At 47.5% G+C, this 26,068-nt stretch carries 23 protein-coding genes and 2 tRNA genes; 12 read left to right on the plus strand and 13 right to left on the minus strand.

Going from position 1 to position 26,068, the window contains the following annotated elements:
- Nucleotides 1–119 precede the first annotated feature (119 nt).
- From FWE06_05165 to FWE06_05190, 6 genes are all read right to left on the minus strand, one after another.
- A tRNA-Leu gene (locus FWE06_05165) sits at nucleotides 120–206 on the minus strand.
- Between the two features lie 168 nt (nucleotides 207–374).
- Nucleotides 375–4,280 (minus strand): S-layer homology domain-containing protein, encoded by a 3,906-nt coding sequence (locus FWE06_05170; GenBank protein ID MCL2546571.1) that lies wholly within the window; start codon nucleotides 4,278–4,280, stop codon nucleotides 375–377.
- A 177-nt stretch (nucleotides 4,281–4,457) separates the two neighbouring features.
- Nucleotides 4,458–5,837: a glycine--tRNA ligase gene (locus FWE06_05175; GenBank protein ID MCL2546572.1), complete on the minus strand. Its 1,380-nt coding sequence runs from the start codon at nucleotides 5,835–5,837 to the stop codon at nucleotides 4,458–4,460.
- Between the two features lie 81 nt (nucleotides 5,838–5,918).
- Nucleotides 5,919–6,587 (minus strand): VanW family protein, encoded by a 669-nt coding sequence (locus tag FWE06_05180; GenBank protein MCL2546573.1) that lies wholly within the window; start codon nucleotides 6,585–6,587, stop codon nucleotides 5,919–5,921.
- Nucleotides 6,584–7,726 carry a D-alanyl-D-alanine carboxypeptidase gene (locus tag FWE06_05185; protein MCL2546574.1) on the minus strand — a complete coding sequence of 381 codons (1,143 nt, stop codon included), beginning with the start codon at nucleotides 7,724–7,726 and terminating at the stop codon, nucleotides 6,584–6,586. Before FWE06_05185 ends, FWE06_05180 begins: the two co-directional genes overlap by 4 nt.
- A gap of 305 nt (nucleotides 7,727–8,031) precedes the next feature.
- Nucleotides 8,032–8,265 carry an HPr family phosphocarrier protein gene (locus FWE06_05190; protein ID MCL2546575.1) on the minus strand — a complete coding sequence of 78 codons (234 nt, stop codon included), beginning with the start codon at nucleotides 8,263–8,265 and terminating at the stop codon, nucleotides 8,032–8,034.
- An 89-nt stretch (nucleotides 8,266–8,354) separates the two neighbouring features.
- Here FWE06_05190 and FWE06_05195 point away from each other — a divergent pair, with 89 nt between their 5' ends.
- Nucleotides 8,355–9,596 (plus strand): MiaB/RimO family radical SAM methylthiotransferase, encoded by a 1,242-nt coding sequence (locus tag FWE06_05195; protein MCL2546576.1) that lies wholly within the window; start codon nucleotides 8,355–8,357, stop codon nucleotides 9,594–9,596.
- A 39-nt stretch (nucleotides 9,597–9,635) separates the two neighbouring features.
- Here FWE06_05195 and FWE06_05200 read toward each other — a convergent pair whose 3' ends face one another.
- The 3 genes from FWE06_05200 to mgtE form a co-directional block, all read right to left on the minus strand.
- A complete protein-coding gene (locus tag FWE06_05200) occupies nucleotides 9,636–9,881 on the minus strand; it encodes a hypothetical protein (GenBank protein ID MCL2546577.1) in 246 nt (81 codons plus the stop codon).
- Between the two features lie 143 nt (nucleotides 9,882–10,024).
- Entirely contained in the window at nucleotides 10,025–10,261 is a 237-nt protein-coding gene (rpmF, locus tag FWE06_05205) for a 50S ribosomal protein L32 (protein MCL2546578.1), read from the minus strand.
- A gap of 96 nt (nucleotides 10,262–10,357) precedes the next feature.
- Entirely contained in the window at nucleotides 10,358–11,725 is a 1,368-nt protein-coding gene (gene mgtE, locus FWE06_05210; protein ID MCL2546579.1) for a magnesium transporter, read from the minus strand.
- Nucleotides 11,726–12,067: 342 nt separating this feature from the next.
- Here mgtE and FWE06_05215 point away from each other — a divergent pair.
- The 6 genes from FWE06_05215 (at nucleotide 12,068) to FWE06_05240 (ending at nucleotide 15,309) form a co-directional block, all read left to right on the plus strand.
- Nucleotides 12,068–12,143, plus strand: a tRNA-Thr gene (locus FWE06_05215).
- A gap of 117 nt (nucleotides 12,144–12,260) precedes the next feature.
- Nucleotides 12,261–12,764, plus strand: coding sequence for a hypothetical protein (locus tag FWE06_05220; protein ID MCL2546580.1), 504 nt, complete (start codon nucleotides 12,261–12,263; stop codon nucleotides 12,762–12,764).
- A 113-nt stretch (nucleotides 12,765–12,877) separates the two neighbouring features.
- Nucleotides 12,878–13,420, plus strand: coding sequence for a hypothetical protein (locus FWE06_05225; GenBank protein ID MCL2546581.1), 543 nt, complete (start codon nucleotides 12,878–12,880; stop codon nucleotides 13,418–13,420).
- A 123-nt stretch (nucleotides 13,421–13,543) separates the two neighbouring features.
- On the plus strand, nucleotides 13,544–14,086 hold the full coding sequence (locus tag FWE06_05230) for a hypothetical protein (protein ID MCL2546582.1): 543 nt from the start codon (nucleotides 13,544–13,546) through the stop codon (nucleotides 14,084–14,086).
- 82 nt (nucleotides 14,087–14,168) lie between these two features.
- Nucleotides 14,169–14,387 (plus strand): hypothetical protein, encoded by a 219-nt coding sequence (locus FWE06_05235; protein MCL2546583.1) that lies wholly within the window; start codon nucleotides 14,169–14,171, stop codon nucleotides 14,385–14,387.
- Nucleotides 14,341–15,309: a hypothetical protein gene (locus tag FWE06_05240; protein ID MCL2546584.1), complete on the plus strand. Its 969-nt coding sequence runs from the start codon at nucleotides 14,341–14,343 to the stop codon at nucleotides 15,307–15,309. Before FWE06_05235 ends, FWE06_05240 begins: the two co-directional genes overlap by 47 nt.
- A gap of 183 nt (nucleotides 15,310–15,492) precedes the next feature.
- Here the strand turns inward: FWE06_05240 and FWE06_05245 are convergent, their stop codons facing one another.
- From FWE06_05245 to FWE06_05255, 3 genes are read right to left on the minus strand one after another with little or no spacing between them, the layout of a single operon-like run.
- On the minus strand, nucleotides 15,493–16,383 hold the full coding sequence (locus FWE06_05245) for a DUF4097 domain-containing protein (protein ID MCL2546585.1): 891 nt from the start codon (nucleotides 16,381–16,383) through the stop codon (nucleotides 15,493–15,495).
- Nucleotides 16,380–17,057, minus strand: coding sequence for a permease prefix domain 1-containing protein (locus FWE06_05250; protein ID MCL2546586.1), 678 nt, complete (start codon nucleotides 17,055–17,057; stop codon nucleotides 16,380–16,382). The genes FWE06_05245 and FWE06_05250 overlap by 4 nt, the downstream gene beginning before the upstream one ends.
- Before the next feature lie 3 nt (nucleotides 17,058–17,060).
- Complete coding sequence (locus FWE06_05255; protein MCL2546587.1) at nucleotides 17,061–17,396, minus strand: PadR family transcriptional regulator; 336 nt, start codon at nucleotides 17,394–17,396, stop codon at nucleotides 17,061–17,063.
- A gap of 231 nt (nucleotides 17,397–17,627) precedes the next feature.
- Here FWE06_05255 and FWE06_05260 point away from each other — a divergent pair, with 231 nt between their 5' ends.
- Nucleotides 17,628–19,019 (plus strand): UDP-glucose--hexose-1-phosphate uridylyltransferase, encoded by a 1,392-nt coding sequence (locus tag FWE06_05260; protein MCL2546588.1) that lies wholly within the window; start codon nucleotides 17,628–17,630, stop codon nucleotides 19,017–19,019.
- A 94-nt stretch (nucleotides 19,020–19,113) separates the two neighbouring features.
- Here FWE06_05260 and FWE06_05265 read toward each other — a convergent pair whose 3' ends face one another.
- Entirely contained in the window at nucleotides 19,114–20,868 is a 1,755-nt protein-coding gene (locus FWE06_05265) for a GNAT family N-acetyltransferase (GenBank protein MCL2546589.1), read from the minus strand.
- Nucleotides 20,869–21,169: 301 nt separating this feature from the next.
- Here FWE06_05265 and FWE06_05270 point away from each other — a divergent pair, with 301 nt between their 5' ends.
- From FWE06_05270 to FWE06_05285, 4 genes are read left to right on the plus strand one after another with little or no spacing between them, the layout of a single operon-like run.
- Nucleotides 21,170–21,850, plus strand: coding sequence for a Wzz/FepE/Etk N-terminal domain-containing protein (locus FWE06_05270; protein MCL2546590.1), 681 nt, complete (start codon nucleotides 21,170–21,172; stop codon nucleotides 21,848–21,850).
- A gap of 50 nt (nucleotides 21,851–21,900) precedes the next feature.
- Nucleotides 21,901–22,623 carry a CpsD/CapB family tyrosine-protein kinase gene (locus FWE06_05275; protein ID MCL2546591.1) on the plus strand — a complete coding sequence of 241 codons (723 nt, stop codon included), beginning with the start codon at nucleotides 21,901–21,903 and terminating at the stop codon, nucleotides 22,621–22,623.
- 50 nt (nucleotides 22,624–22,673) lie between these two features.
- The gene (locus FWE06_05280; GenBank protein ID MCL2546592.1) at nucleotides 22,674–24,515 is read left to right on the plus strand and encodes a polysaccharide biosynthesis protein; all 1,842 of its coding nucleotides are present in this window, start codon (nucleotides 22,674–22,676) and stop codon (nucleotides 24,513–24,515) included.
- 31 nt (nucleotides 24,516–24,546) lie between these two features.
- Nucleotides 24,547–26,064 carry an LCP family protein gene (locus FWE06_05285; protein MCL2546593.1) on the plus strand — a complete coding sequence of 506 codons (1,518 nt, stop codon included), beginning with the start codon at nucleotides 24,547–24,549 and terminating at the stop codon, nucleotides 26,062–26,064.
- Nucleotides 26,065–26,068 lie beyond the last annotated feature (4 nt).

Below are 26,068 nucleotides of genomic sequence, written 5' to 3' on the forward strand. Positions count from 1 at the left end.
CCACTTGTGAGTATTCGCGGCCGAATAACAGGCTGGTTGTTGTGGCTCGGAAAGTATAAAGTTTAATTGAAAACAAAAAAGAGAATTAAAAGACATAAATCCCTTAATTCTCCCCGTTGTGGTGCGGCTAAGAGGACTTGAACCTCCATGGAATTGCTTCCACATGGACCTGAACCATGCGCGTCTGCCAGTTCCGCCATAGCCGCACGACATTTGACTTTGGCATTATACTATGATTTAACAGCCATGTCAAGGGGGCAGACGTAAATCTGCCTCCATTTTAGACGCACGATGAGAGGCTTTGCTAATGCCTTTTGTGCATGTTCTCTCTGAAAGCGAAAAGGGGCGAACACAGTCCGCCCCTCAGTGTTACACTATGCCATTGGTGGCTCACGCCATTCAACTTCCAACATCATGCGCACCATGCCGGTGAGCAGTTGTTGCGTATGAAATTCAAAGTTAGGATTAAAGATAAATGCCGGCGTACCCGGAGGCGTGCCTGCACTGGCCGTGCTTGTCATAACTCTGTGATAATACAAGAATGATACTGCGTCACGCGCCCAAGACTGGATGCCGCCCTGGCCGCCGCCGATGTGCCAATCGGCAAAGGCGGTCGCATCGGGGAAGTCCTCTGTTTCATAGCCCAATGCCGTCATCATGCGCGCCAAGCCAACGGCTGCCTCAGCACGTGTCAGCGTGTAATTTGGTCCGAAACCGAACACACCGCCAAATTCACCGCCACGCAAGATATCCATAAGCGCCAATGCTTGGATTTCAATAAACTGTGGATGAGTTGCCGGCACATCAGGGAAGAGCGGCGTAACAGGAATTGCAGGAAGATCGATGGCGTTTCTATCCGCCCAATCGGTCACAACTTGACTAATATTCTCTAAGCCTGTATACGCTACCATGTAGTCGGCCAGTAATTCGGCGATATACCAGCGCGGCGCGCCCGCACGATACAATACACCTTCAGGTAGTGTTGCACCTACAATGCCGGCGTTGCGCGCGCGCACCATATCGGAATAGGCCCAGCTGTTCGGGGTGTCTGCGGCTATGGGCGCCGTGGTGTACGCCGCTTGCGTGAATACAGGCGTGAAGGTTATCAAACCTGTTTCAGCATCGGTGATGGTGGCAAACCAGCCAATGCCGTCTGACAAGGCAGCATTGGCGCTGATTGTTGTACCACTGGCAACGCCAGTCTCTGTAACAATGGGTGGTGCAACCAAGTCAATGGCATATGCACTGAACGCATTTGTCGTCAAGCGACGGTTGGTCGGACGCCATTCAACGTCAACCGAGCCGGTGTCAACATTGGCGTGGAAGGCGTTATAGCGATCGACCCACGGCGAATATGTTGTAAAGTCCATGCCGTCGTCAGTGATGGTCATGTAGCGGAAGAAAGCGTCATGGTTGGATTGAAAGTAGCTGTTGGTGCTGGTAATCAAACGCGAAACGTCAACTGTTTGATAGTTCATCATCATTTCAAGCACCACACTGCCGTCGTCACGTGTGCGGTAATGCGTCACCGCGCCGCGGTCGTGACCGCAGAGAACAACTTGAATAGCAGGATTGGGGTTGATGATGTTATCCCAAATGCCTTGGCCAACAGCCCGCTGAGAGCCGCCGTAGCTTATGTTGAAACGTCCGCCGCCGTTGTGGCTCAGGTATTGATGAACCTGCACAATAATGTTGCGGTGACCGTATTGCTCAATCAGTCCCTCGACCCAAGTCTGCGTTGCGGCATTGGCTTCGCGCCCCATACCTAAGTTGATGAACAAGAAGTCGCGTCCGCCCATAGTAATCAAGTTGTAGCTGTGAATATTCTGGTCGTCGTGGAAGCCGTAATGATCTTGCCCCGCGAAACGTTGCGCGCCAAACCATTGCGCAAACTGTGTGTAATCGCCCATGTCGAACCATTCGCCGGGCGGCAATCCGCCCGGCGGGTTGCCGACTTCATGGTTGCCTGCGACAACGCCCCAAGGTACGCCGTATGTGTCCAAAATGCCAAATGCCTCGCTGGCGACTTCCCATTGGCCGTGACCAATCGGGCCGCTGCTGATGATGTCACCGCTGTGCGTCATGTAAGCAATGTAGCCGTCACGATAACGCCAAGCAACGTGCTGCATGAGTATGTTGTAAAGCCCGACAATGTCAGTAAAGTCATAGTTTGTCCGTGTGGCGTTGATGGTCGGCCCTCTCTCGGCTTCACGCAATGATAAGAACAGCGGTAAATGCTGTGTATCGGCAAGCCAAGCAAATGTATCGGCACCGTTGCCGACCATAACGACCTCGGCGCGCGCTCTGAGTTCACCATTTACCGCGTAAGTGCCGGCGTTGACAACAACGCTGGCATCTAAGCTGCCGCCGCGTGTGCCGACGGTCTCCCAAGTGCCGGTGTTGGGATTATATACTGAGAAGCGCACACGCTCGCCGCCTATGCTTTCGCCGCTGTAACTGAGCGCAACATCACCGGTGTAGTTGCCCACGTCGACGGTGAACTCGTGCGCGGGAATTGCCGTCGTTGTTTCTGTCGTCAAATCTACACCGAGCATGGTCAGGCCGCGTAATTGGGCATTGTTTAAGGCTTGGACGCCGCTGTCGCGTGCTGTCGTGCCACTTACCGACAGTGGCGCGACAGTGAAGATGGTAACGTCCATCGGGTCGCCGCCCGGCGATTCAACAACAAACTCAAAATTGTTGCCATCCATAGAAAAGTCACGCGCGGCGGGGAAAACCAAGTCGTTGAATACAACAAATTCGACGGTTCTCATCACATTGCCGTTTTCGCGCAGTTCAAGTGTATGACGTCCGTTAGGCAACATCGTAGTATCAAGCGTGTAGGCCGCTGACGAAACGATAGCCGATAAGTCTTGACCCGTTACATCAAAAACAATGTCAAGTACGGGCGAGGTGTTTGGCATATTGCCGTTCCAGCCGTCGCCTATGCGGGTTTGTGCACCCGGCACATAGTTGGAAGGCACTACCGTATGTGCCGTGCTGCCCTGGGCAGTGTGCGGGAATTGAATGAGTTGTGCCGGCTGAAGAATTGTGCCGGCAAGGTTTGGCAGTGTGAGAGATATATTGCGAACAAAGAAGTCTTTTAGATTGTGGGGTTCAAACCCGTTGCCAAACGGCGTTTCACCCAGGATAAACATATATGTCAGTGTGCCCGAAGCAATACGCAGCGTAACTGTATTATTCTCAACAACCAGTTGCTGGTTCAGTGGTACACTACTCGTCTCCCATCGGCCGGTAACATTGCCATCATTTGTGATGTGGCCCATAAAGTTGGTTTGCAGCACATCATTCATTAACAGACCTATATTGGGCAATCGGGTGGCATCGTGGAGTTCGCTATGCTCAAACGTCAGCCTTGCTGTTTCGGCGATCGGCATAGTGTTTAGCAGTGTTCCATTGAGTGCAAGGCTGAGTTCGCCGCTTCCGTGCGGGGCTTGGTAAAGCAAGTCAATTTCGCCGCTGAGTACGTCGTTGTCCTCGACATTGATGTCAAAGTCGGGGCGTGGCTGCACTGGGCCTGGTGTGGTGCGCGGCTGCCACGGACCGTGCGCGTCGCGCTCGGCTTGGCGGTAACGCACAATTTCGCCGTATGCATTAGTATCGCCCGGACGAGGTTGTGACGCGATGTAAATCTCGCGGAATTCTACTGAGTGATACTGGTCAACAACTGCTGTCAAGCTGATGCCGGTGATGTTGATAACGCCACCGCTTGCTAGACTGGCAAGGGTTTGGTTTGCCAAAGGGCTCCAACGGCGGAACAAGGTTTGGCGTAGGTCGACACGAACCATTTGCGAGTCGATGGCATCGGCCTCGGCCCATGAGCCTACGGCATGGAACGCCGGACTGATGTGCCAATCTTGGTTGTTGACTTCTAAAATCAAGTTCCAGTGCGGGCTGACAATGCGCCCGCCGCTTGCATGTTCGGGGATATATACATCAAGGAATAAGTAAGGCGTTTCATTGACATTGACGTTGAAATTGACTCTGGCACTGGTGCCGCGCCATCCAACGTTGTTGGCCGTGTGGAAGTGACTGTTGGTGATAATTACTGTGCCGTCGCTTTCAACTGCGACGGTGCCGACTTCCATGCCGGCCTCTACGGCCTGTGTCCCGATAATAGTGCCGGGCGTAAAGGTGCCGGGTGCAAGGAAGTTGTGTACCGCATCGCTGCCTGCCTGTGCTAACGGCGCAGACAGTCCGACAGTGCTGAGCAGTAGAGCTATCGCAAGGACGACACTGAGGATATTTTTGCGCTTCATGGTGGGTTCTCCTTTTTATATTTCTCTAGGCGTTTGGTAATAGATACAGCCATCATAGCATATTTGGACAAACAATGCAAGAAAAAATCTTTGCCCCTGGCAAAGATTTTTTGAAATACTTGTTTATATAATGGAATGCCTGTGCATGCGCCTCATATCAAGGTTAAAAGCACAAAATCAATACACCAACTTCTCCGTCAAATATGCCGTCAGTTCATCAATTTTTACGCGTTCTTGCACCATTGTGTCGCGGTCACGGACAGTGACTGCATTGTCTCCTGCCGTCTCAAAGTCAACGGTGATGCAGTATGGCGTGCCGATTTCATCCTGGCGCCGATAGCGCTTGCCAATTGAGCCGGCCTCATCATAATCGCACATAAATTTTTTGCAGAGTAACTCGTAGATAGGCGTGCACTCATCGGCCAGCTTTTTAGATAAGGGTAAGATTGCTGCTTTATATGGCGCGATGGCGTGGTGCAGGCGCAACACAACGCGCGTATCGTTCTCGGCGACGGTTTCTTCCTCATAGGCGTCAACCAGGCAGAGCAACGCCAGCCTATCTACACCGATAGCCGGCTCAATGACATAGGGAATGTACTTCTCTTCGCCCTCTTCGCCGACTTCCATCGACTGGCCTGATGCCGCTTGATGACTTTTTAAGTCAAAATCACTACGGTGGGCAACACCCCACAATTCGCCCCAGCCGAATGGGAATTTATATTCAAAGTCAGTTGTGGCTTTGGAATAGTGCGATAGCTCATCTTCACTGTGATCGCGCAGGCGCAGATTTTCTTCCTTGATGCCTAAGCCGAGCAGAAAGTCCTTGCAAAATTGTTTCCAATAGGCGAACCATTCCATATCGGTGCCGGGCTTGCAGAAGAATTCCATCTCCATTTGCTCAAATTCACGCGTACGGAACGTGAAATTGCCTGGTGTGATTTCATTGCGAAAACTTTTGCCGATTTGCGCTACACCGAATGGAACTTTGCGCCGCGTAGTGCGTTTGATGTTTTGGAAGTTGACAAAGATGCCCTGCGCCGTTTCGGGGCGCAGATACAGCTCGGTAGAGCTTTCGTCGGTCACGCCTTGGTGGGTTTTGAACATCATGTTAAACTTGCGGATTGACGTAAAATCATGTTTGCCGCAATGCGGACAGTTGATTATATATTCTTCAATAATAGCCAGCATGGCATCGTTGTCCATGCCCTCAGGCTTGATGTCGAGCTTTCTGGCTTTGGCGTAATCTTCAATTAAATGGTCGGCGCGATGGCGCATTTTGCAGCCCTTGCAGTCAATCAGCGGGTCGTTGAAGTTGACAACATGACCGCTGGCCTGCCATACCGCGCTATTCAGCAAAATCGAACTGTCCAAGCCGACATTGTAAGGACACTCCTGTACGAATTTTTGCCACCATGCCTTTTTTAAGTTGTTTTTCAGCTCAACGCCGAGCGGGCCGTAATCCCAAGAATTGGCTAAGCCGCCGTAAATCTCGCTGCCGGCATAGACGTAGCCGCGGCCCTTGCACAGTGCAACGATTTTATCCATTGTGACTGACATTACGATACCTCCGTGAATTATATGGAGGTATTATAACACAACTGTGCCGACAAGGCAAGCCGGAGTGCTCGCTTGCATCCTTTATATTTCCTCAATCTTCACAACCACTTCCCACTCCTTGATTTCAACGCTAAATTTAACCGTGCGCTGTGCTGTATTTTTTAGCTTCAAGTCAAGGTTGCCATAGTAGACTGTGGCATCTTCGCCATCCTCGATATAAGGGATTTCGTTTTCGTCATGGTCATGATATTCGACAATCTCCATGCTGAAGTCTTGGGCGGCATTATATAATGTCGTGGCAATTTGGCAGATGCCGCCGCCGTATTCGTCCACCTTTTCACCATCAACAAAAATCTTGGCTTTCTTATATCCGCGTTCGGGCGTGCGTGCGCCGACTGTTTCGTTGAATGAGAACGTTGCGCCTGGCGCAACAGTCGCAATACTGATGGACTCGGCGGCAAGCTTAAGGTTAGTGACACGACCATCTTGACGGTCAATGATAGGTGTTTTGAATGTGGCGGCTTTAAGTGGCTGGGGTGTGGGTATGGGTGGCGTAAGGCGCGGTGCTCTCATCGCGTCGCGACTTGATGAGGTAGGTGTAGGTGAAGCCTGTATGGGAGAGGTAGGGTGTAGCAACTCCGGTGTGATGTGCGTAGCAGGTGCAAGTGTGGGGGCGACGGCTCTCGATTGACCGTGACATGCCGAAAACAACATTAACACCATCGACAACATAATGGCAACACGTCTCATCGCACCGTCACAAGCTCCAGCAAGTCTTGAAAAAAGTGTTTCCACGTCTTGCGGCCGACGCTGTCTCGAGCCACGATGTCATGATTGGCCATTATTTCGCCATCAAGCGTGACAGTCAATTCGCCCAGTTTCTGGCCTTGCTCAATGGGAGCTTGTACGTCGTCGGCAATGTCAATGCTTATTTCAATGGCATTGGATTTGCTCTTCTCAACCAGTATGCGCTCACCACCTGCGACAAGAGGCATAACAGTCGCCTCCAAGCCTTGCAGGACAGGCACGGGCGAAAGTTCGCCCTCGGGCATAGTGTTTTTCAGCGCATAGTTGGCAAAGCCGAAGTCGAGTAAATCGCGTGCCGCTTTAAAGCGCAAATCCGACGTTTCGGCCGCCATGACAACGGCGATAAGCTCCAAATCATCCCGCTCGGCGCTAGCGGCAATACAGCATTTTGCCTTGCCTGTTGAGCCGGTTTTCAGACCCGACGCGCCGGGATAAAAACGGACCATCTTGTTGGTGTTATCAAGCCCGAACATGCCGTCGCGCAACGTATCTTGCCAGATGGTGGTGTACTCCTTCACCCCGGGGTGATATTTGAGCAGCGCGGCACTCATCAAGGCGATGTCGTGCGCGGTCGTGATGTGGTCGTCGGCGTCCAGTCCGCAGCAGTTGACAAAGTGCGTGTTACTCATGCCAAGTTCGTGAGCACGGCCGTTCATCTTGCCGACAAAACTACTCTCGGCACCGCTGATATGCTCGGCCAACGCAACCGAGGCATCATTGCCTGAGGCGATAACCATGCCTTTCATCAAGTCATGGACGGTGTACTGTTCGCCCTCTTCTAAGAACACTTGGCTGCCGCCCATGCTCTGTGCGTGGGCACTGATGGTGACTTTGTCGTCGCGATTAATCAGCCCGCTGTCGAGAGCCTCCATAACAAGCAGCATGGTCATAACTTTAGTGACGCTGGCAGGCGCGAGTTTTTCATGGGAATTTTGTTCGTAGATGATTTTGCCCGTTTCTTTTTCAATCAGGCAGACAGACGGAGCATCAACCGACGGCGGCACAGGTGCAGACATTGCCGTGACGCCTAAAAGTAGCAATATGCACAAAATGAGCGATAAGCTGGATTTCAAAAATTTCATGTCATTTCTCCTTGTGGTGGTGTCATGCAATAGCGTTTGAAAAATTGTGACATTGCATACAAGGAAAAAATCAACAAAAAGCCTCACAAAGATAGAGATGTTCTATCAAGTGAGGCTTTTGTGCTTATTTAAATTTCAAAACATCTGTGTGTGAAAGAATCTGCCTTGATTTAGGATATAAAGCCCATCTAAACGCTGGGTGAACGTCCCAATCATAGCCAAAATCAGAATAACTTGCGGTTAAATATTTGTTTTCTTCAAAGCGTTTTCTGTCAATGAAGCCGCCCCTACGAAGCTTTTGTCAACTAAACTACGAATTGTTTGATCTGCGCGTAGAACTCGGCACCTTCTTCATCGGTGCCTTGTACGCTGACTTTGACCGGCTTGGTCAGGTCTATGCTGAACAGACCCATGATGCTCTTGGCGTCAATGACGTAGCGACCGCTGACAATGTCAATGTCGAACATCTGCGCTGCCGCCGTGTTGACAAACAACTTGACATCGTTGATGGAGTTGAGGAGTACATTAAATTCTTTCATAGATAGACCCTTCCTTCTTGCCAAAATTTGGTACGCTGTGATATGCTTAGTGTACACCACTTCGAATAAAAATGCAAGGGGAATTTTTTATGTTATTTGCCATTTTGACAATAGGCTGCAAAGCCAATCAGTCGGAGTCAGCTGTTTTGGCAGCCGAAATGGTGGCGCGAGGACATACACAGGTCAATTGGCATGATGCCGCCGATGCTTATGTTATCAACACTTGCACTGTTACGGCAAGCAGTGATAGTAAGTGCCGCGCAGCGATTCGGAAAGTCAAAATGACGCGTTCCGACGCGGTGGTTGCCGTGATGGGCTGTCTTTCACAACTGGAGGATTTATCCGAACTGAGCGTGGATGTGGCGCTGGGAACGGACAATCGGGGAGACATGGTTGAACAGTTGGAAGCGGAAATTGCGTGTAGGGGCGGCACCATTCTACCCGTAATTGTTGCTGCACGCGGCAAAATGCCGTCTCTACAACGTACGCGGCATCTGCTTAAGATCCAAGATGGCTGCGACAACCATTGCTCGTATTGCATTATTCCGACAGCGCGGGGGCAATCATGGTCAATGTCGCAAGATGAGATTTTAGTGCAACTGCGCAGCTTAGAAGATGTAAAAGAAGTTGTCGTCACCGGCATTGAGATTGCCTCGTATGAACCCTCGCTGTCGGCGCTGATTGCCGCAATGTGTCAAACGCGTCCCGATATTCGTTTTCGTCTTGGCTCGCTTGAACCACGCATCATTACCGACGCATTTTTGAATATAATGGATGGTTTGCCGAATGTTTGTCGCCATTTTCATGTGCCGCTGCAAAGCGGTTGTGGCGCAACGTTGGCGCGCATGAACCGGCAATACACAACGACGCAATTTTCCGATTGCCTGGCAAACATCCGAATGCGGTGGGATGACGCGGCGATTACAACGGATTTTATTGTCGGATTTCCTGGCGAAAGTGAGGCAGAATGGGAAGATTCTTTAGCGTTTTTTAAGTCATGCGGGTTCGCCAAGGCGCATGTTTTTCCCTATTCGCAGCGAGCGGGCACGCTGGCTGCAAGTATGGACGAGCAGGTCACGATAGCTGTTAAAAAAACGCGTGCAAAAGAGGCGGGTGGCTGTGCCGAGAAAATGTCGGAAGAATATGCGCGCCAATGGGTTAACAAGAAAGTCGAGGTGTTGTTGGAAGTCAAAAAAGACGGCTTATGGCAAGGGTATGCTGAAAATTATTGTTTGGCAAAAGTGGATATGGGCGCGGGAGATTTTAAAAATCAGATAGTGCGGGGCATTGTAGTAAGTGTTGAAGGGAAAGTATTGAAAGTGAGAGTGTAGAAGTGCGTACTTTACCCTTGCGGCCAACACAGTTCGGCTCTACTTTGTCCGCAATTTCTCTAAGACTGGCAAGATACGCGCTTCTGCCATCTCTTTTGGTGCAAGTTCATCAACGGCACGGAATACAGTTTTTTCATCAATCATAGTCAGGTTTTGTGATTGTATCCATGTAGTAATCGCGTTGAGAATAACACTGCGAAACAAGAATGGCGTGCCGTCAACTATGGCATCGAGCATGGCACGGCTGTTGCCTTGCCAAATCAGCGTGTTAAAAAAATGATTCATGTCATGTTCCTCCTTGGCAACAGTATATGCGCCAAAAAAAGGCGAGTTGCCCCGCCCTAGGTGTAGTTTCTTGTCGGACAGCGGGCAATAAGATGAGAATATTATCCCAATGTTGCCCGGATATTGTCCGCAGCTACATGCTGCTATTCGTCGTCAGTGCCAGTAGACTCCGAGCGCGCTTTACGTACAGCCGTTATGCCGTTTTCCATTTCAATAACAGTGCGCCCGTTGTATAAGCCGCATGAGCTGCACATACGATGGGCAAGACGATATTCGCCGCAACGGGTGCAAACCAACAAGTGTGGTGTCGCCAATTTCCAATGCGAACTGCGGCGCTTATTGCGCCGTTGTTTTGATACCTTACTCTTAGGGACTGCCATATGATTAACCTCCAAATTTGACCACAGTACAAGATAGTATATATCAAACTTTGCGGCTTGTCAAGCCTTTTTATCAAGGCTGCTAAAAAATGAGTTTTACAGCAAATGGCTGAGAAAAATGCTCACCGACACAAAATAAATCAGCAATCCGGCGATGTCTTTGATAGATGTGATAATTGGTGCCGAGCCTGCCGCTTGATCGATGCCCAGTTTAATGAGCAAAAACGGTACTAAGAAACCTAGCAATGCCGCCAATGTCATGGTGATGACTAATGAAAGTCCGACGGCTAAGCCGAGCATGACTTCGCCTTGCCAAATTGTTGCGACAGCGCCTGAAAGTATGCCGACGACAACGCCTAAACTGAAACCAATGCCGACTTCTTTGATAAAATGTTTGAAAAAATGGCTGACATTAACGTGTCCCAGCACGACGCCGCGCGCAAAGACAGTCGATGACTGTGTGCCGACATTGCCGCCCATATCCATAATTAACGGAATAAAAATCGCCACCGCCGCAATCGATTCAAGCACATCCTCAAAACCCTCAATCACAAAGCCGGCTAATACGCCGGCAACAAGCGTGATAAACAAAAAGGGAAGACGCACTTTCCAGATGCTCAAAAGACTGCCGCTGATGAGGACTTCGCTGCGATTGGCTTCTTTTTTTGCAAGAATACCGGCTTGCGTAAACATATCTTCAGTAGCTTCTTCCTCCAAGATATCCATAGCATCGTCAACAGTGATAATACCGACCAGGCGGTTCTCCTTATCGACGACAGGCACGGCCAGCCAGTCGAGCTTTTGCAACAGCCGCGCCACTTCTTCTTGGTCTGTATCCGTTGAAACACTGGCCGAAACATCTTTCATAATGTCTTCGATTTTTTCGTTGGGGTCGGCAATTAGCAACCCGCGCAACGACAAAGCACCTTCCAATTTTCGGGCGTGGTCGGTGATATAGAGTGTGTAGATAGTTTCTTTATCCTTGGCGTTATGTTTGACTTTTTCCAATGCTTCGGCAGCCGTCATATCACGGCTGATACGTACATATTCCGGCGTCATAATGCGTCCTGCCGTCTGCGCCTCATAACCCATGAGTAAGTTAGTCATTTGGCGTTCTTGCGGCGAGAGCGCGGCAATCATTTTCTTGGCAACCGTTGCCGGCAACTCATCAAGCAGGCGCACACGATCGTCAGGCGTGAGTTCTTCGATGGCCTCAATGGCGGCCTCGTCGGTAAAAGAGTGAATGAGTGCCAGTTGGTCGTCGGTATCAAGTTGCTCAAAGACAAACAAAGCCTTGTCTTTGGGTAATAACCGATAGACAATGACTTGGTGTTTCGCCGGTAATTCCAACATCGTATCGAGGATATCGACTTCGTTGGCGTTAGTGAGCAGGTCTTTGAGCGAGGGCATGTCATTTTGTTTGAGATGCTCTCTGACCAATGCCTGAAAGGTAGTTGGGGTCATGATAATCCCTCCTTAGCGTATTTAGAATATTGGTAATGCAGACACGACTGCCGTCCGGATCCATGAGCCCACCTCCTCTTTCGATTGTAATGATTATGATTATATCTCATTTTTGCATAAGTTGTCAATGGTGGGGTCTTAAGAATTTAAAGTCCATAGTTTACACGGCGAAGCCAGCAAATTAGTCGGTACAAAATGCTTGACAAACTAATATTCGCGTGTTATAATTAGCTTTGTAAACTACCAAACTAATCAGATGCTCGATGATTACAAAATTGATTGTCAGATAGTTATTTTTTAGTATTTGCAAGACATACACGAATTTCAACAATTCGTAATTGCGCTGGTATAGCTCAGTTGGTAGAGCAGCTGATTTGTAATCAGCAGGTCGTCGGTTCGAGTCCGACTCCCAGCTCCAGTCTATGCCCCTTATGAGGGTTCGCGAGGTGCGAACCCTCATAAGGGGCATAGTATATATCTTAGCAAGATAGTGTGATGTCACGAATTTATATTTTGGGCATAAGAGGTGAAGAAAATGTCAGATTGTAAGTATACGAAAATCGAAGATAACATTAACGATGTTTTGGTTGGTGAACGGCAAAAACTTGCGTTGGATTTTGTTGATTTCCTTCGCACAAACGATATGCCCATTGAATTGAATATTTTTTGGCATCAAGGAAGTAAAGGCCACTTTTGGTTTGCCAACTACAAAGAAACGGAAGCCGTTTGCTTTATTCTTATTGATGGCGACCCCAATATCCCTAACTCATGGGAGATATTCACCGGCGAAAACGAAAAAAGTGCGCCGGAGTGTACTACCGACGATGAGAAATTAAAAGAAATGGCGTGGCAACACATAAACTTCTGCGGCAAAGATTGCGGCGGCAGTTGTAAGCCGGGCAAAAGTAGAATAATACTTGGAAAGAATTTTGATAATGTCTGCGGCTCTGCAATGAACTTTCCCAATCCCGATGGGGAAACGTTGAACTATGCTAAAAAGCTGATAACGCTTACAATCAATACGATTGACAAGGCATAGTTCTGTTGTGCAAAATAAGCAAAACCAACCATATCAACGGCGTATCAAAATAATAGCGAAATTTATATTATCTGCGAAAATAAACAAAATAAAAAAATCAGGAGGGAACAGCAATGTCAATTAACAAAACGATTGAAATTGATTTAAAATCAATGGTAAAAAAGGAGGTCAGACCTCATTCAAATATTTCTTTATCTTATGAGGACGGTTTTATGATAATGAAAGCCGGAGAGAACGATGGTGATGCGTGTATGATGACACAACAACAATTCACCGTACCTATAAAAATTGAATTACGCGCAAAAACAGACAAAACAGACATTAATTTGGAGTTTGCTCAAATTTGTATAGCATATAACCACGATAAAGTCCGAAACGAATATTTCATTATGGATAATGAGAACGGAAAACATAAGTTCGCAGCCCTGACAGAAACACCTAAGGTCAACGAGTTCGTCGACATTGAATGGATAATTGAAAAAGAAACAATGATTGTCAAAGTAAACGGACAAATACAACATCAAAGCAGCGATTACAAATATATACAAATGTATAAGGAATCTCCCGAATACAATTTTTCGTCGGAGATTACCATTAATACATACAACGGGTCGACTTTAACTGTAGAAAGTTTGCGCGTAACAGATATGAGTTAAGGCAACCACCATATAGGCTTCACCGGATCAAACGCCGAAGCGGTGGAATGTGCGAAAAAGTTGATGGATATGAGAAAACACGCCATCGACAGAGGAGAATAATGCTTGTAGGAGGAAATGCGAATGTCAGAAATCACTACTTTGGCATATCAAAAGGAACACAAGCCGAAAATTGAAGAAGTAATTCCTGCAATGTTGAAAAACAATTCTGAAAAGATTGCGTTAGATTTTGTAGCCTTTCTGCGTGAAAGCAAAATAAATCCTACATGGACTCTTCACAACGCATGGAAAGTTATGAATAAGGGCAAACCTATTTGCTATATAAGGTTGGGTTGTTGTTTTTGGAGGAGTAAACATAGCGATGATGGTAGGTGGGAAGTTACGCCATATCTCAATCATATGAGCGAATATGAAAATGCCGTACTTGACGAAGGGTTGCAAGATTTAATTTGGGATAATTTGTGCTATTGCAAGTCTTGCGGAAATAATTGTGCAGGAAGTGTAAACAAAACAATTCTCGGCAAAGAAATTGAGAATATCTGCGGTGGAAACATCGGCTATCGTTTCCCTGTTCCGATTACAAACCCGGATGATACAGAAATCGACGGTATAAAAAGGTTGCTTGAATTAGAGAAAAAAGCAAGAGCAAAGGGTAGTCCAAAATAAGCAGTTTTGGCATTGCCAAGTCGGTGGCTGCTAATAATTATAATCAATATTAATCAATATTAGGTACAAGGAGGAGGGTAACATGACAAACTTTGAAGAAATCGCAAAGCAATCAGCAAAAATACGACGGGAAAGCATAAAACTTATTCCCGGAAATTGTAAAATCAATCCGCAATGTCTTGGTTCTATGACGAACGAGGTGTTTGTTGCGGCATTTCGTGAAATGCAACAGCTGTTTATTGACATTTATACTGATGCTGAAAAAGCCCCCTTTGATTGGGGGTATCCGGCAAAAAAATAACTCGATAGAACTTTGGAGTACGGCTTACAACCGTATTCCAGACTTCTTTTGCGGAATATCAAGGATGAGTACGTTTTCTGACGGCAAGTTGATTGTTTGCTCACAAACCGGCTTAAAACCGTATGACCCTATGAGTGGCTTTAGGTCTGATACAAATAGTCATAAAAAAATAGATTTAATATTTTACAAGCTGACAGACTTCGGGTTTGAGTTTGATGGTTACGATAAAAAAGCGGATTCATTTACTGTTTCCTATAATAAAAACCCTATGGTTCTTTATGTTTTACATATGTACGCAAAGTCAATCGATTACAGTCCTCAAACCGGAGCCGGGGATGTTAAGTTCAACAGTTTTTCCTACCGTTGGGTTGAAAATCCAAGCGAACAAAAACATGAGCCGATATTTCTTGTGAAAATGGATATGTCACCGAGAGAATTGCAAGACATTCAGTATTGGCTTTACGATAAAGCGAAAGAATATGGTTATGCTATCGACAAGAAAAAGCCGTTTGATAAGAACGCGATAAATTACAAAAAAGGGTCAAAGCAGTTTATGCTTGCCGGAGAAAAACATTTTGGCGAGGAATATTTGGGTAACACCAATAAAATATTTACCAAAGTTATATTCCGCAATATATTTGGCTCACATCCAGAAAAAGTTGCGGCATTGGCAAAAAAATGTCCCGGCGTGTTCGGGGAAAGCAGCGCAAATTGCGACCCAAATTGTAAGGGATTTAATATAAATCATTGCAAAGGCGAAAATAAATACAAGCCGTGCAGCATGAGAATTTTATATTCATTTGACGAAAAAGATTTTGCAAACTGCGCTTATAAGTCGTTTTGGTTTTTCAACCCGACATTAGACAGTTTCAAGGATATTTTTGAGTTGTTTGTGATTGAGAATAAGGTTAAAGTGATGTAGCGAATAAGCATTTTGTAAACATTGCTTACGGCTGCAACTCGCATGGTTGTAGTGTTTTTCTATGCCCCTTATGAGGGTTCGCACCATAATGCCGTACACAAGGCTCGAATACCATCGGTGCGCAAAAACAAAATCCGCAAGCAATTTACTTGCGGATTTTTGCTATTCTATCTTAAATAATAATTAGCGGCGCAATTCGTAAATCGAAATCCGGCCAGTCGTTGTTGTCAGCCTAAATTGTGCGTCGGCACTGCTATGCGTGACAATCGGAATATCGCTTGAAAAGCGGCCGGTCGTTGTTGATTGTTGTACCGTGACAGGCTCGCCGCCATTTGGCACGACCACACTAATGCGGCCGGTCGTCGCACGCGCAACGATGCTGTTGGGCACCGTTGTGCTGGTTAGTTCAATTCTACCTGTCGTACTTCGCGCATCAATTGCACCAAATGTGCCGGAAATCTCATGCCTGCCTGTTGTCGTATGCGTCTGAATGGCCTGTACCTCAGTGTTGAATGCCTCAACACGTCCCGTTGTCGTACGCAAATTGATGATGTCGGCATAGACGGCATTAAGTTCAACACGCCCTGTCGTTGTGCGGGCGCTCAACTCGCTCGCGTGGATATTGTCGATGGTTATGCGTCCGGTAGTTGTTGTAATGTTAAGTTGGTTAAGCCCTTGGCTGAGGGCACGTGGAATCAGTATTTCCAGTCGTTTGGCTGGCATATGTCGGCGTCTTGCACCATCGGCACGAAAGTTGATGTTTAATATATTGTTATCAACTCTGTAGTCAAGCTGCTGTCCTTCGCGTAATGCACGGCGCGAAAATTCGGTGATGCGAATGTAGTTGCTGTCGTGTATGTCAACGCTGACAGCTCCGGTCGTCCAGCTGATTGTTAAGTTGTCAATGTCGTTGGCAGATACGCTATACATCACAGACTCGTTCATCGGACCGAAACTAAACCAATCACCATCCAAGCCAATGATGCCGCTGAAAATAAACCATACGCTCAACCCCAGCAATGCCAATGCACTGATGCACCGACATGCAATCGTTACAATTCTTGTCTTGCTCAATGTCTTTCCCCCCTGTCTTTCTTGATTGAGAAAAAGAGATTAATCAGTGCCTCGACAGCCCCGCCAACGGGGAAGATAATCCACGTAATGTGCCATGCGAAGGTGGAGAAGCTAATGACAAAATACAGCACGAGGATGATCGACCACAAGGTCGAGGAAATAGCTTTGCGCATTTGTTTGTACTCTTGAGTTGATGCTTGCCACTCTTTGAATTCTTCGACTACGGTATCGTCCTCTTTGTGATATTGTGGTTTTGTCATACTGTTGTAAATGAGTAACCCTGTTGCTGCGGCCGCGCCGATGAACAAAAAGGACAACCCAATAGCGTCGGCATACGCGACCTCCAATTCGCTCAAAATAATCAACGGCAACACGCAAAGAATGTACATCATTACTGCTACGGCGGTTAGCATTGCCGATTTGCGGCGCATAGCTTCACTTTCCTGCGAGCCGCCTTTGGCGTCGTCTTCCAGTTGTCGCAATAGTGCGCTCACGTCACCAATGCCCGCGACAGCGATGTTAAATGCTGCTTCAGGCGACTTTCCATCGGAGAATAGATCATTGTATTTATCCCCGAGGTTTTGAATCATCTCTTCTTTTAGTTCGACGGTTTTTTTGGTCTGAGGCGCGTCTTCAAACAGCCCCTCGATATAGTTGCGTAGTTTGTCTTGCATGGCTTAAGTTTCCTCCGTTTCAATTAGTTTATCAATGGTAGCTTTGGCCTCGCGCCATTCGTTAATCAGCGCGCGGTGGGTTGCACGTCCCGTATCGGTGATGGTATAATACCGTCGGCGTGCGCCGGTTTGCTCATCGCCCCAATACGAGGAGATGCAGCCCGATTGCTCGAGCCGCCGAAATGCGGAATAGAGTGTAGCTTCTTTCAGTTCATATTGCCCGCCGGTTCGCTGATGGATGGATTTGTTGATTTCGTAGCCATAATTGTCGCTGTCCGCCAGACAGGCAAGAATGATGGCATCAGTGTGGCCGCGAATAAGATCAGACGCAATTGGCATACCATACCTCCTTTCTATACGATACATCGAATTTGACGTATATAACAATAACACATAATACTTCGCCTGTCAAGGTATATTTTTTGATAAAGTAAAAAATATTTGACAAGTGCGATGGTGAGGGATATACTAGTCGTGCATGTAGGGCACGTTATTCGCTTGCAGGTGAGTTTCTCGCTAAGCGGACACGGGCGGTTGATAATCGCCTCTACAATATTATGGAGGCTAACCATGATTTCTGCCAATATTGAAAAATTGCTTTCTTATGGACAAGACAACGGTTTGCTGTCGCAACACGACGTTATTGTCGCGCGCAACGCCCTGCTCGACTTGTTCAGACTCACGATGCCGCACGAGCAGGCTATATCCAATGACGCATCGAGCATCAGTGCTTTGCTTGCACCCATGCTCGATTATGCTGTAGAAACAGGATTAATTGCCAACGATACCATCGACGAGCGCGATTTGTTTGTCGCCAAGATTATGGGTTTGTTAACGCCGCGCGCTGGCGAGGTTGTCGAGAGATTTTACAGCCGGCTGCGGCACGACGCTGCACTGGCAACCGATTGGTTCTATCAATTCAGTAAGGCGACCAACTACATACAAACCGAGCGCATTGCTAAAAACCATTGCTGGACAGCTGATACGGACTTTGGCAATGTTGAAATGACAGTCAATTTGACCAAGCCGGAAAAGACAACCGCTGAAGTCATGGCGGCGGCGAAAGCACCCGCGAGTGGGTACCCAAAGTGTTTGCTTTGTGCTGAAAATGCCGGTTACGTAGGGAATTTGCGCCATCCCGGACGGCAAAACCATCGCATTATTCCCATCGAGCTGTGCGATGAACTGTGGTATTTCCAATTTTCGCCGTACTCATATTATAACGAGCATTGTATTGTCTTATCCGAGCAGCATGTCCCTATGAATGTCAATGCTTTGACATTTAAGCGGCTGCTCGATTTTGTGCAGCAGTTTCCGCATTATTTTTTGGGCTCTAACGCAGGATTGCCCATTGTCGGCGGCTCGATTTTGAGCCATGAGCATTACCAAGGCGGACGGCATACTTTTGCCATTGACAATGCCGAAATACTGGCGGAATACACGCACCCCGATTATGAGGGGTTGATGTTGGAACTTGTCAAATGGCCGACAAGCGCTGTGCGTTTGCGTTGTGAGTCACCGCAGACGCTGGCGGCGGCCTGTGGGGCGATGTTGGCAATATGGGAGCAGTACGATGACGAAGAGCGCGATATCGTGTCGTTTATGGGCGATGCGCCGCACAACACGGTAACACCTATTGCGCGGAAACGGCACGGCACTTATGAAATGACCATTGCCCTGCGCAACAACCGTACAACGGAACAGTACCCCATGGGCATTTTTCATCCGCACGAGCAATGGCACCATATTAAAAAGGAAAATATTGGGCTGATTGAAGTCATGGGCTTAGCGGTCCTACCGCCGCGGCTAATGCGTGAATATCCGGACGACGTGGCATTGCACGCTGAGGCTGATCGCGTCTTTGTCGAAGTGCTGAAAGACACCGGCGTATTCAAGCAGACCTCTCACGGGTTGGAGGGTTTTGCTAAATTTTTAGATGTATGCGGATATTCAAAATCGTAGGGCGCAGTGATCCAACACGCCGTGTTGATGGCAAATGCAAGGCGTGCATTGTCGCAACCGCTTCAAAAAATGCCGTTGGATTTTCCAACAGCATTTACAATGGTTTCTCAAACACTTTACTCGTATACTTTCTCTTGCCCATATCTGTCCGAATTTCCTTCCCTGTTTCCAAGAACCCGCGCGCTTCGAAGAAGCGAATTGCCCGCGCATTGTTTTCCAACACCACCATCGTGCAATTGAGAAAACCACGGTCTTTTAGCTCGGTTTCAATCGCGGCGTAAAAAGCGCTGCCGATTTTTTTGCCGATTTTGTCGGGATGAAGATACATTGATGTCAGCGTCACCTCGTGATTACTGTCGCCTTTACCTAAAATTGCGGCGCCGACAATCTCATGGTTGTGTTCAGCAACCATACAGAAAATGCTGTCCTCACACAGTCCGTCCATCAAAAAATCAACCCAGTGGTCGTCTTTAAGCGCGTCAAGGTAGTCATCATGCACAATGCCGCGATAGGCCGATTTATGGCTGCATGCCAAAATTGAGCTGATGTCGTCAACATCTTTGAGTTTCGATACGCGGACGTTAACCCGATTGCGCCGCAATGCCACAATGATCGGCACCATAAAAATGACGACAAACCCGCCGGCAAAGCCATTGTTGTAGAGGTTGAGCCCGCCGTTGAGCAGCCCGACAAAACTGGCGATATTGACGTGAATAAACCCTGCGACAATGCCCCAAAAAATGCCAAACTGCCCTGCCAGCGGCGCAATGCCGGTGCCGAACAGAATGGCCAACATATTCGATGGTGAGGTAATGGGGCTATCATTCCAAAAGGCACTGATGACAGCACCGATGATAATCGGCACAACATTGCGCAAGTTTTTGCCCAGCGCACCGAAGCCGACGATACAGAAAATGCCGCCCATCGTCGCGCCATTGATGGCACCGCCGACGACTAAAACCACCGTCGTCGCCAACGCGCAAAGAATACCCATATTGAGGTAAGTTACGTCGCCGTAAAGTTCGTAAAAATCAGTGACAAGACGGCCCGAATGGCTGTTGATTTTACGCATTTTGCGCCATTGTCCCTGACCGCCTTTGATCAGCCCCAACACAATAAAGGTGGCCGATATAAGATACATCATGATGCTGAGCGGCAACGTATAGTCGGTACTCCAAATATTCATAGTGACAATGTCGAATCCGGCGCTGCGCAATAAACTGACGGCAAATGTAGCAATAATGCCGCCGACAAAGCCAGCGTTGTAGAGTAAATAGCCGCCGTGGACTTTATTCATCGCTGCGCCCAACGGCGCGAAAATAAACCCGATAAAAACACCAATTGCGCCGCCTGCCAAGATACTCATCAATGACGGGAATCCCGCCAGGTAGGCAACCTCAGACACGATAGGTGAGACCGACGCGCACATCATGGTTGTGACAGCGACATCGCGGAACGGCATGCGCTTATACTTGGCAAAAGCGAATACGCCCAGTGTCAGCGGAATGGTGTTGAATAAATTTTTGCCAAAGAAACCGAAGCCCAAAATCAGCCAAAGCCCCATCAGTGTGCCGCCATTGGCCTTTACGCCGCCGAGGATCAATGTTGTCATTGAGAAGACGCCTACAATGACTGAACTGACCAGCATGGCGCCGACACCGCCAATGGCGGCGTAGTCGGTGACAAGTAAACTGCGAGACGTTAAAATGCGCAGCAGTCCGTGCCAAATATCATACGGCGTGTCAAAAACAAAGGCAACAATAAGTAAAGCGGCATACAGTGCAAGCATGACGCGATAAGGTCCTTCTATTCGGTTGAGAACGCGTCTAAATGCCCCGCGTTTGGCCATAGAAAAATCTCCTCGCTGTCAAAAGTAAGTGTTGCCATTGTGCCACTCATATACGAGTCGAGGGGAGAATATCGGCAATCGTTTTCTGTCTGCACTCATTTTAACATAAAACGTTGACGTTGGCAACCGCCATGCAAGTGAGAGGGTGGATACACAACACATAGCGAAAACAATTTAAGTGAAATTTCATGCCGTTTCTCAATGATACGACGCCAGATAATACCACATACAAAAACTTGCAATGTTCACAATTCCATGTTATAATACATCGGTATGTTGAAAATGTCGAAGGAGAGTTTTTGTGGGTAATTTTTCCGAAATCAATTTGGTGCGGATACTTCTCGCATTGAAGAAAAAATTGTGGTTGCTTCTTTTGTTGTCGTTGTTGGCCGGCAGTGCTTTTTTTGTCTATACACGTTACGCTGTCACTCCATTATATCGCGCATCGGTATCGCTGTTCGTGGATAATTCCGGTGAAGGTGGTACGCAAACTTTAGCAGATATCAACGCTGCGCGGCAACTTGTAAACACATACATTGCCATGGCTTCGAGTAATACTGTACTCAACCAAGTGGCCGAAGAAATTGATAACGCATATTCTGCCGGCGATATTCGGGCAATGATAACGACATCTATCATTACAAACACAGAGATATTCAGAATAGAAATAACAAACGCCTCTCCGGGCAAGGCGGCATTAATTGCCAATGTTATAGCTGATGTGGCTACTGTTGAACTCCCTAATTTCATTGAAGGCAGCTCTATTCGGGTTGTCGACAGTGCGCAAGCGCCGCGCACGCCGTTCAGCCCAAGCGTTCCCCGAAATACTGTGCTTGGCACTATGTTCGGCTTTCTTCTGGCCGCGGGTATTGTGATATTACTGGATATTCGGAGCGATAAGGTTGAGACTGTTGAAAAAACCGATATGCTGTTTGGTGTGCCGATTTTAGGAGAAATTCCAAGCTTCAAAAATCACCAGTAACCTGTTGTTGCGCGTACAAGCCAATTAAAGAAAGCGAGAATGAGATAAAAATGTCAGTATTCAACTCAAAATCCGAGAGAGGAGGCGAGCGGCCGAAAGGACACGTGTTAAACGAGGTGTCGCCGTTTGCTATCAAAGAAAATTATAATATACTCCGTGCCAACATTGTCTCGGCGCTGCCGACGGATAAATGCAATTTAATCGGCGTCACAAGCCCCTCACAATCGGAAGGCAAGAGCACCAATTGTTTAAATTTGGCAATCAGTTTTGCGACTGCGGGCAACAAGGTTTTGCTTATGGATTTCGATCTCAGACTGCCAAGCATCTTCCGCCTGTTAAATTTGCCGATAGGCCCCGGAGTATCCGATATCCTCATCGGGGCGTCACATAGAAATGAAGAGTTATTTAAAAGAACAAACATTGAAAACCTCCGCATTATAACATCGGGTGAGGTGCCGCAAAATCCCTCTGTGTTGCTCGAATCGCCAAAAATGGGCGACTTGTTTGACATGCTGGCATCGCGGTATGACTATATTTTGATAGACATGCCGCCTGTCAATGTTGTTGCTGACGCAGGCATTCTTTCCAAATACATGGCCGGCGTCGTTCTTGTCGTGCGCCAAAATCGCACAAAAAATCAAGACGTAAAGCAAGCTATTTCTCAACTCAATTTTGCCGGAGTCAACATATTGGGCGTTTTGCTCAATGACGTCAAAGAAAGACAAGAGAAATACGGTTACGGCGGCTATGAGTATGCCGCGAAAGAAGAGTAAGCGAGTTGACACAACAGCTTGTTACCGTGCATGTATAGCTGAGGAAAAATATGAGAAAAGACAGAAGCCTGCTCAAAAAAATATCACTACTGGTTTATGATATTATTATTATCCATCTGGCGTTGCTGCTGGCGTTGTGGGTCGAATTCCGCATACTCAGTTTGCCGCCAAGATATAATTTTGTTGTGCCGTATTCCATGCTCAATACACTGTTTACGCTGCTTCTGTTTTGGCGCTTTAGGTTATACAGCAGTATGTGGGCATTCTTTGGGTTTAGAGAGCTGTCAAGGATATTTGCGGCCTGCTTTTTCTCAGCGACAGGTATCATGATCGGCATTGTTATATTCAACTCGTCGCGTGCGGTCAATTACTCCATATTATACGCTGTATTTTTAATGCTCGGCGTGTCTGTTCCGCGTGTGATTGCTTATCTAAGCCGCAATGTCGGGCAGCGCAAGTCAAAAAGAGGCGGAAACGTCAGGCGACTTATGGTCATTGGTGCTGGCGTCGCGGGCAGTGCCATCATCAAAGAAATCATGGACAACTACTATTCCAACAGCCGGGTTGTTTGCTGCGTTGATGACGATCTCGCCAAAAAAGGAAAATACATACACGGCATAGAGATTATTGGTGGTAGAGAGTTGATTGCGCAAGCTGCCGAAACGTATATGGTCGATGAAATCATTATCACTATGCCTTCAGTGTCTGCTGCGACAATTGGCGATATTTTAGAGATTTGCAAAAACACTCTTTGCAGTGTAAAGACACTGCCCGGTCTCTATCAATTGCTCAGCGGAGAATACACTGTGTCAAAGTTGCGTGATGTAGAGGTCAGCGACTTGCTGGTGCGTGAGCCAATAACCATCGATTTGGATGAAGTCATGGATTACGTCGTGCAAAAAACCGTGCTGGTGACCGGTGGCGGTGGGTCAATCGGAAGCGAGCTATGCCGCCAAATTGCCAACTACAACCCCGCGAAACTCATCATTTTAGACATCTATGAAAACAACGTATATGACCTCCAACAGGATTTGAAAAAAAGATATCCTGACTTAAATCTTGAAGTGCTTATCGGCTCCGTGCGTGACTATAAACGTATGGAGAGCATTTGCCAGCAACATCGTCCCGACATCGTATACCACGCAGCAGCGCACAAACATGTGCCGTTTATGGAAAGCAGTCCCAACGAAGCCATCAAAAATAACGTATTCGGTACGCTCAATATCGCTAAAGCTGCTGTCGCAAGCGGTGCCAAGCGGTTTGTTCTCATTTCCAGCGACAAGGCTGTCAACCCATCCAGTATTATGGGCGCGACAAAACGGTTATGTGAAATGGTCATTCAAATGATGGATGGAATGCACGACACAGAGTTTACGGCCGTGCGATTTGGCAATGTGCTGAACAGCGCGGGCAGCGTATTCCCGCTGTTCAAGAAACAAATTGAGGAGGGCGGCCCCGTCACAATTACCCACAAAGATATTATTCGCTATTTTATGACGATTTCAGAAGCCGTTTCGCTTGTTTTGCAGGCGGGATGTTACGCCAAGGGCGGAGAAATTTTTGTGCTGGATATGGGCGATCCTGTTCGTATTGATGATATGGCTCGAAATCTCATCCAATTGTCCGGTTATATTCCCGATGTTGACATTGAAGTTATCTATACAGGCCTTAGACCCGGCGAAAAACTATTTGAAGAAATTCTTATGGACGAAGAGGGGCTTAGAAAAACGAACAATAAACTGATATATGTCGCCAATCCGATTGTCTTTGACAAAGAGAAATTTTTAACTGATTGCGACGCGCTTGGTCAATTGGCCGAAAATAACAGCGTCAATGCATTGGCAAAGGTCCAAGAAATGGTGGTTACGTATAAAACGCCGGAAAGCCGGTAGCCGTATAGCCTAAACAGGGAGGAAAATAACTATGTATGCAACAGATAACAAAAAGCCGAAAAAAGCAAAAGAGGGAAACGTAAAAGAACGTAAAGTGAGCAAGGCAAAAATTGTCGGTCTTGTGATGTGCGCGATACAGCTGTTGGCAACAATGGTTTTTATCATTACTTTGCTAATGCTCAATGTGTTGCCGATGAACCTTTTGCTGCCGGCGCTGATTGTGCCGATTATACTGTGGCTGATTCCCCTTATTATTCATCTCATTGCCAAAAAGAAAGCGATTTTCACAAAAATTATCAGCGTCTTCATGTCGGTTATCATGATTATTGGCTCGGTGTATATTATTCAGGGTAGAGTTGCCTTGGGCAGAATTGCCGGCGGTCGCACCATTGTGATGATAGACACGATGGTGGTCGTCGTATTATACGATGATCCGGCAGAGACGCTGCAAGATGCTGCGGACTATACCTTTGGCGTTCAGCGCGTTACTGACAGCGATAACGTTGAGGCAACGGTGACACATATCAACAATCAGCTGGATACAACGATTACAGAAGTCGAATATGACAACTTACTTGGCGCGGCGCAAGACTTGCTCAACGGCGAAGTGGGGGCAATAATTTACAATGCTGCCCTTACCGAGCTTATCGAAGAAGCATATGAAGGATTTTCAAATGCCGTCAGAGTCATTTATTCGTTTAAAATCAGACGTGAGATTGATAACCCGTCTCGCGATGTCAGCGTGAGGGACGACTCGTTCGCGATTTTCATCAGCGGCATTGACACACATGGACCAATTCAAGCTACGGCACTCAGTGATGTCAATCTGCTGATGGTAATTAACCCGACGACGCATCAAATCCTATCGATTACGACACCGCGGGATTATTTTGTCAGATTCCCCGGTGTTACCGGCGAGCAGAGAGACAAGCTGACCCACGCCGGCGCCTTTGGTATTGATGTATCGGTAGCGACGATTGCTGCGCTATATGACATTGACATACCCTTCTATGTCAGAATGAATTTCACATCATTTGTGCGGATTATTGATGCCTTGGGCGGCATTGATGTATATTCAACACAAGCCTTCAATACCCAAGCCGGCACGTCGGTGAGACGGGGAATGAACCGGTTTAACGGCGCACAGGCGTTGGCGTTCTCGCGTGAAAGAAACAACGTCACAGGCGGTGACTTCCAGCGCGGACGCAATCACCAGGCCGTGCTGACCGCTACGCTCAACAGAATGATGTCGCCGGCAATTCTGACCGGATTTGGCACGATCATGGACAGCGTCGGCGAAAATGTAGACACAAATATGACACTCTCGCAAATTCAATCATTGGTGCGCGGGCAATTGGACGGCGGTGCGTCGTGGAATATCAAGTCCATGGATGCACGGGGAACCGGCATATTTGACTATGGATTCGCAATGCCGGGCGTGCGCCTCTATTTTGTGCGCCCCGACATGGATTCTATCAATGAAATCAAAGAACAAATCGCAGTGGTGCAGCGAGGCGGCATCCTCGTTGATGCCGATGTCATAGAATAAGAGG

The sequence above is a fragment of the Oscillospiraceae bacterium genome (assembly GCA_009780275.1).
In the GTDB taxonomy this organism is placed as follows: Bacteria; Bacillota; Clostridia; order Oscillospirales; family UBA929; genus WRAI01.

Coding starts and splice junctions, on each gene's coding strand:
- FWE06_05280 (MCL2546592.1), top strand. CDS start 22,674: ATGAGAAAAGACAGAAGCCTGCTCAAAAAAATATCACTACTGGTTTAT.
- FWE06_05230 (MCL2546582.1), top strand. CDS start 13,544: ATGTCAGAAATCACTACTTTGGCATATCAAAAGGAACACAAGCCGAAA.
- FWE06_05275 (MCL2546591.1), top strand. CDS start 21,901: ATGTCAGTATTCAACTCAAAATCCGAGAGAGGAGGCGAGCGGCCGAAA.
- FWE06_05250 (MCL2546586.1), bottom strand. CDS start 17,057: ATGCAAGACAAACTACGCAACTATATCGAGGGGCTGTTTGAAGACGCG.
- FWE06_05170 (MCL2546571.1), bottom strand. CDS start 4,280: ATGAAGCGCAAAAATATCCTCAGTGTCGTCCTTGCGATAGCTCTACTG.
- FWE06_05190 (MCL2546575.1), bottom strand. CDS start 8,265: ATGAAAGAATTTAATGTACTCCTCAACTCCATCAACGATGTCAAGTTG.
- FWE06_05240 (MCL2546584.1), top strand. CDS start 14,341: ATGCTGAAAAAGCCCCCTTTGATTGGGGGTATCCGGCAAAAAAATAAC.
- FWE06_05195 (MCL2546576.1), top strand. CDS start 8,355: ATGTTATTTGCCATTTTGACAATAGGCTGCAAAGCCAATCAGTCGGAG.
- FWE06_05180 (MCL2546573.1), bottom strand. CDS start 6,587: ATGAGACGTGTTGCCATTATGTTGTCGATGGTGTTAATGTTGTTTTCG.
- FWE06_05225 (MCL2546581.1), top strand. CDS start 12,878: ATGTCAATTAACAAAACGATTGAAATTGATTTAAAATCAATGGTAAAA.
- rpmF (MCL2546578.1), bottom strand. CDS start 10,261: ATGGCAGTCCCTAAGAGTAAGGTATCAAAACAACGGCGCAATAAGCGC.
- FWE06_05265 (MCL2546589.1), bottom strand. CDS start 20,868: ATGGCCAAACGCGGGGCATTTAGACGCGTTCTCAACCGAATAGAAGGA.
- mgtE (MCL2546579.1), bottom strand. CDS start 11,725: ATGACCCCAACTACCTTTCAGGCATTGGTCAGAGAGCATCTCAAACAA.
- FWE06_05260 (MCL2546588.1), top strand. CDS start 17,628: ATGATTTCTGCCAATATTGAAAAATTGCTTTCTTATGGACAAGACAAC.
- FWE06_05285 (MCL2546593.1), top strand. CDS start 24,547: ATGTATGCAACAGATAACAAAAAGCCGAAAAAAGCAAAAGAGGGAAAC.
- FWE06_05235 (MCL2546583.1), top strand. CDS start 14,169: ATGACAAACTTTGAAGAAATCGCAAAGCAATCAGCAAAAATACGACGG.
- FWE06_05175 (MCL2546572.1), bottom strand. CDS start 5,837: ATGTCAGTCACAATGGATAAAATCGTTGCACTGTGCAAGGGCCGCGGC.
- FWE06_05185 (MCL2546574.1), bottom strand. CDS start 7,726: ATGAAATTTTTGAAATCCAGCTTATCGCTCATTTTGTGCATATTGCTA.
- FWE06_05220 (MCL2546580.1), top strand. CDS start 12,261: ATGTCAGATTGTAAGTATACGAAAATCGAAGATAACATTAACGATGTT.
- FWE06_05255 (MCL2546587.1), bottom strand. CDS start 17,396: ATGCCAATTGCGTCTGATCTTATTCGCGGCCACACTGATGCCATCATT.
- FWE06_05200 (MCL2546577.1), bottom strand. CDS start 9,881: ATGAATCATTTTTTTAACACGCTGATTTGGCAAGGCAACAGCCGTGCC.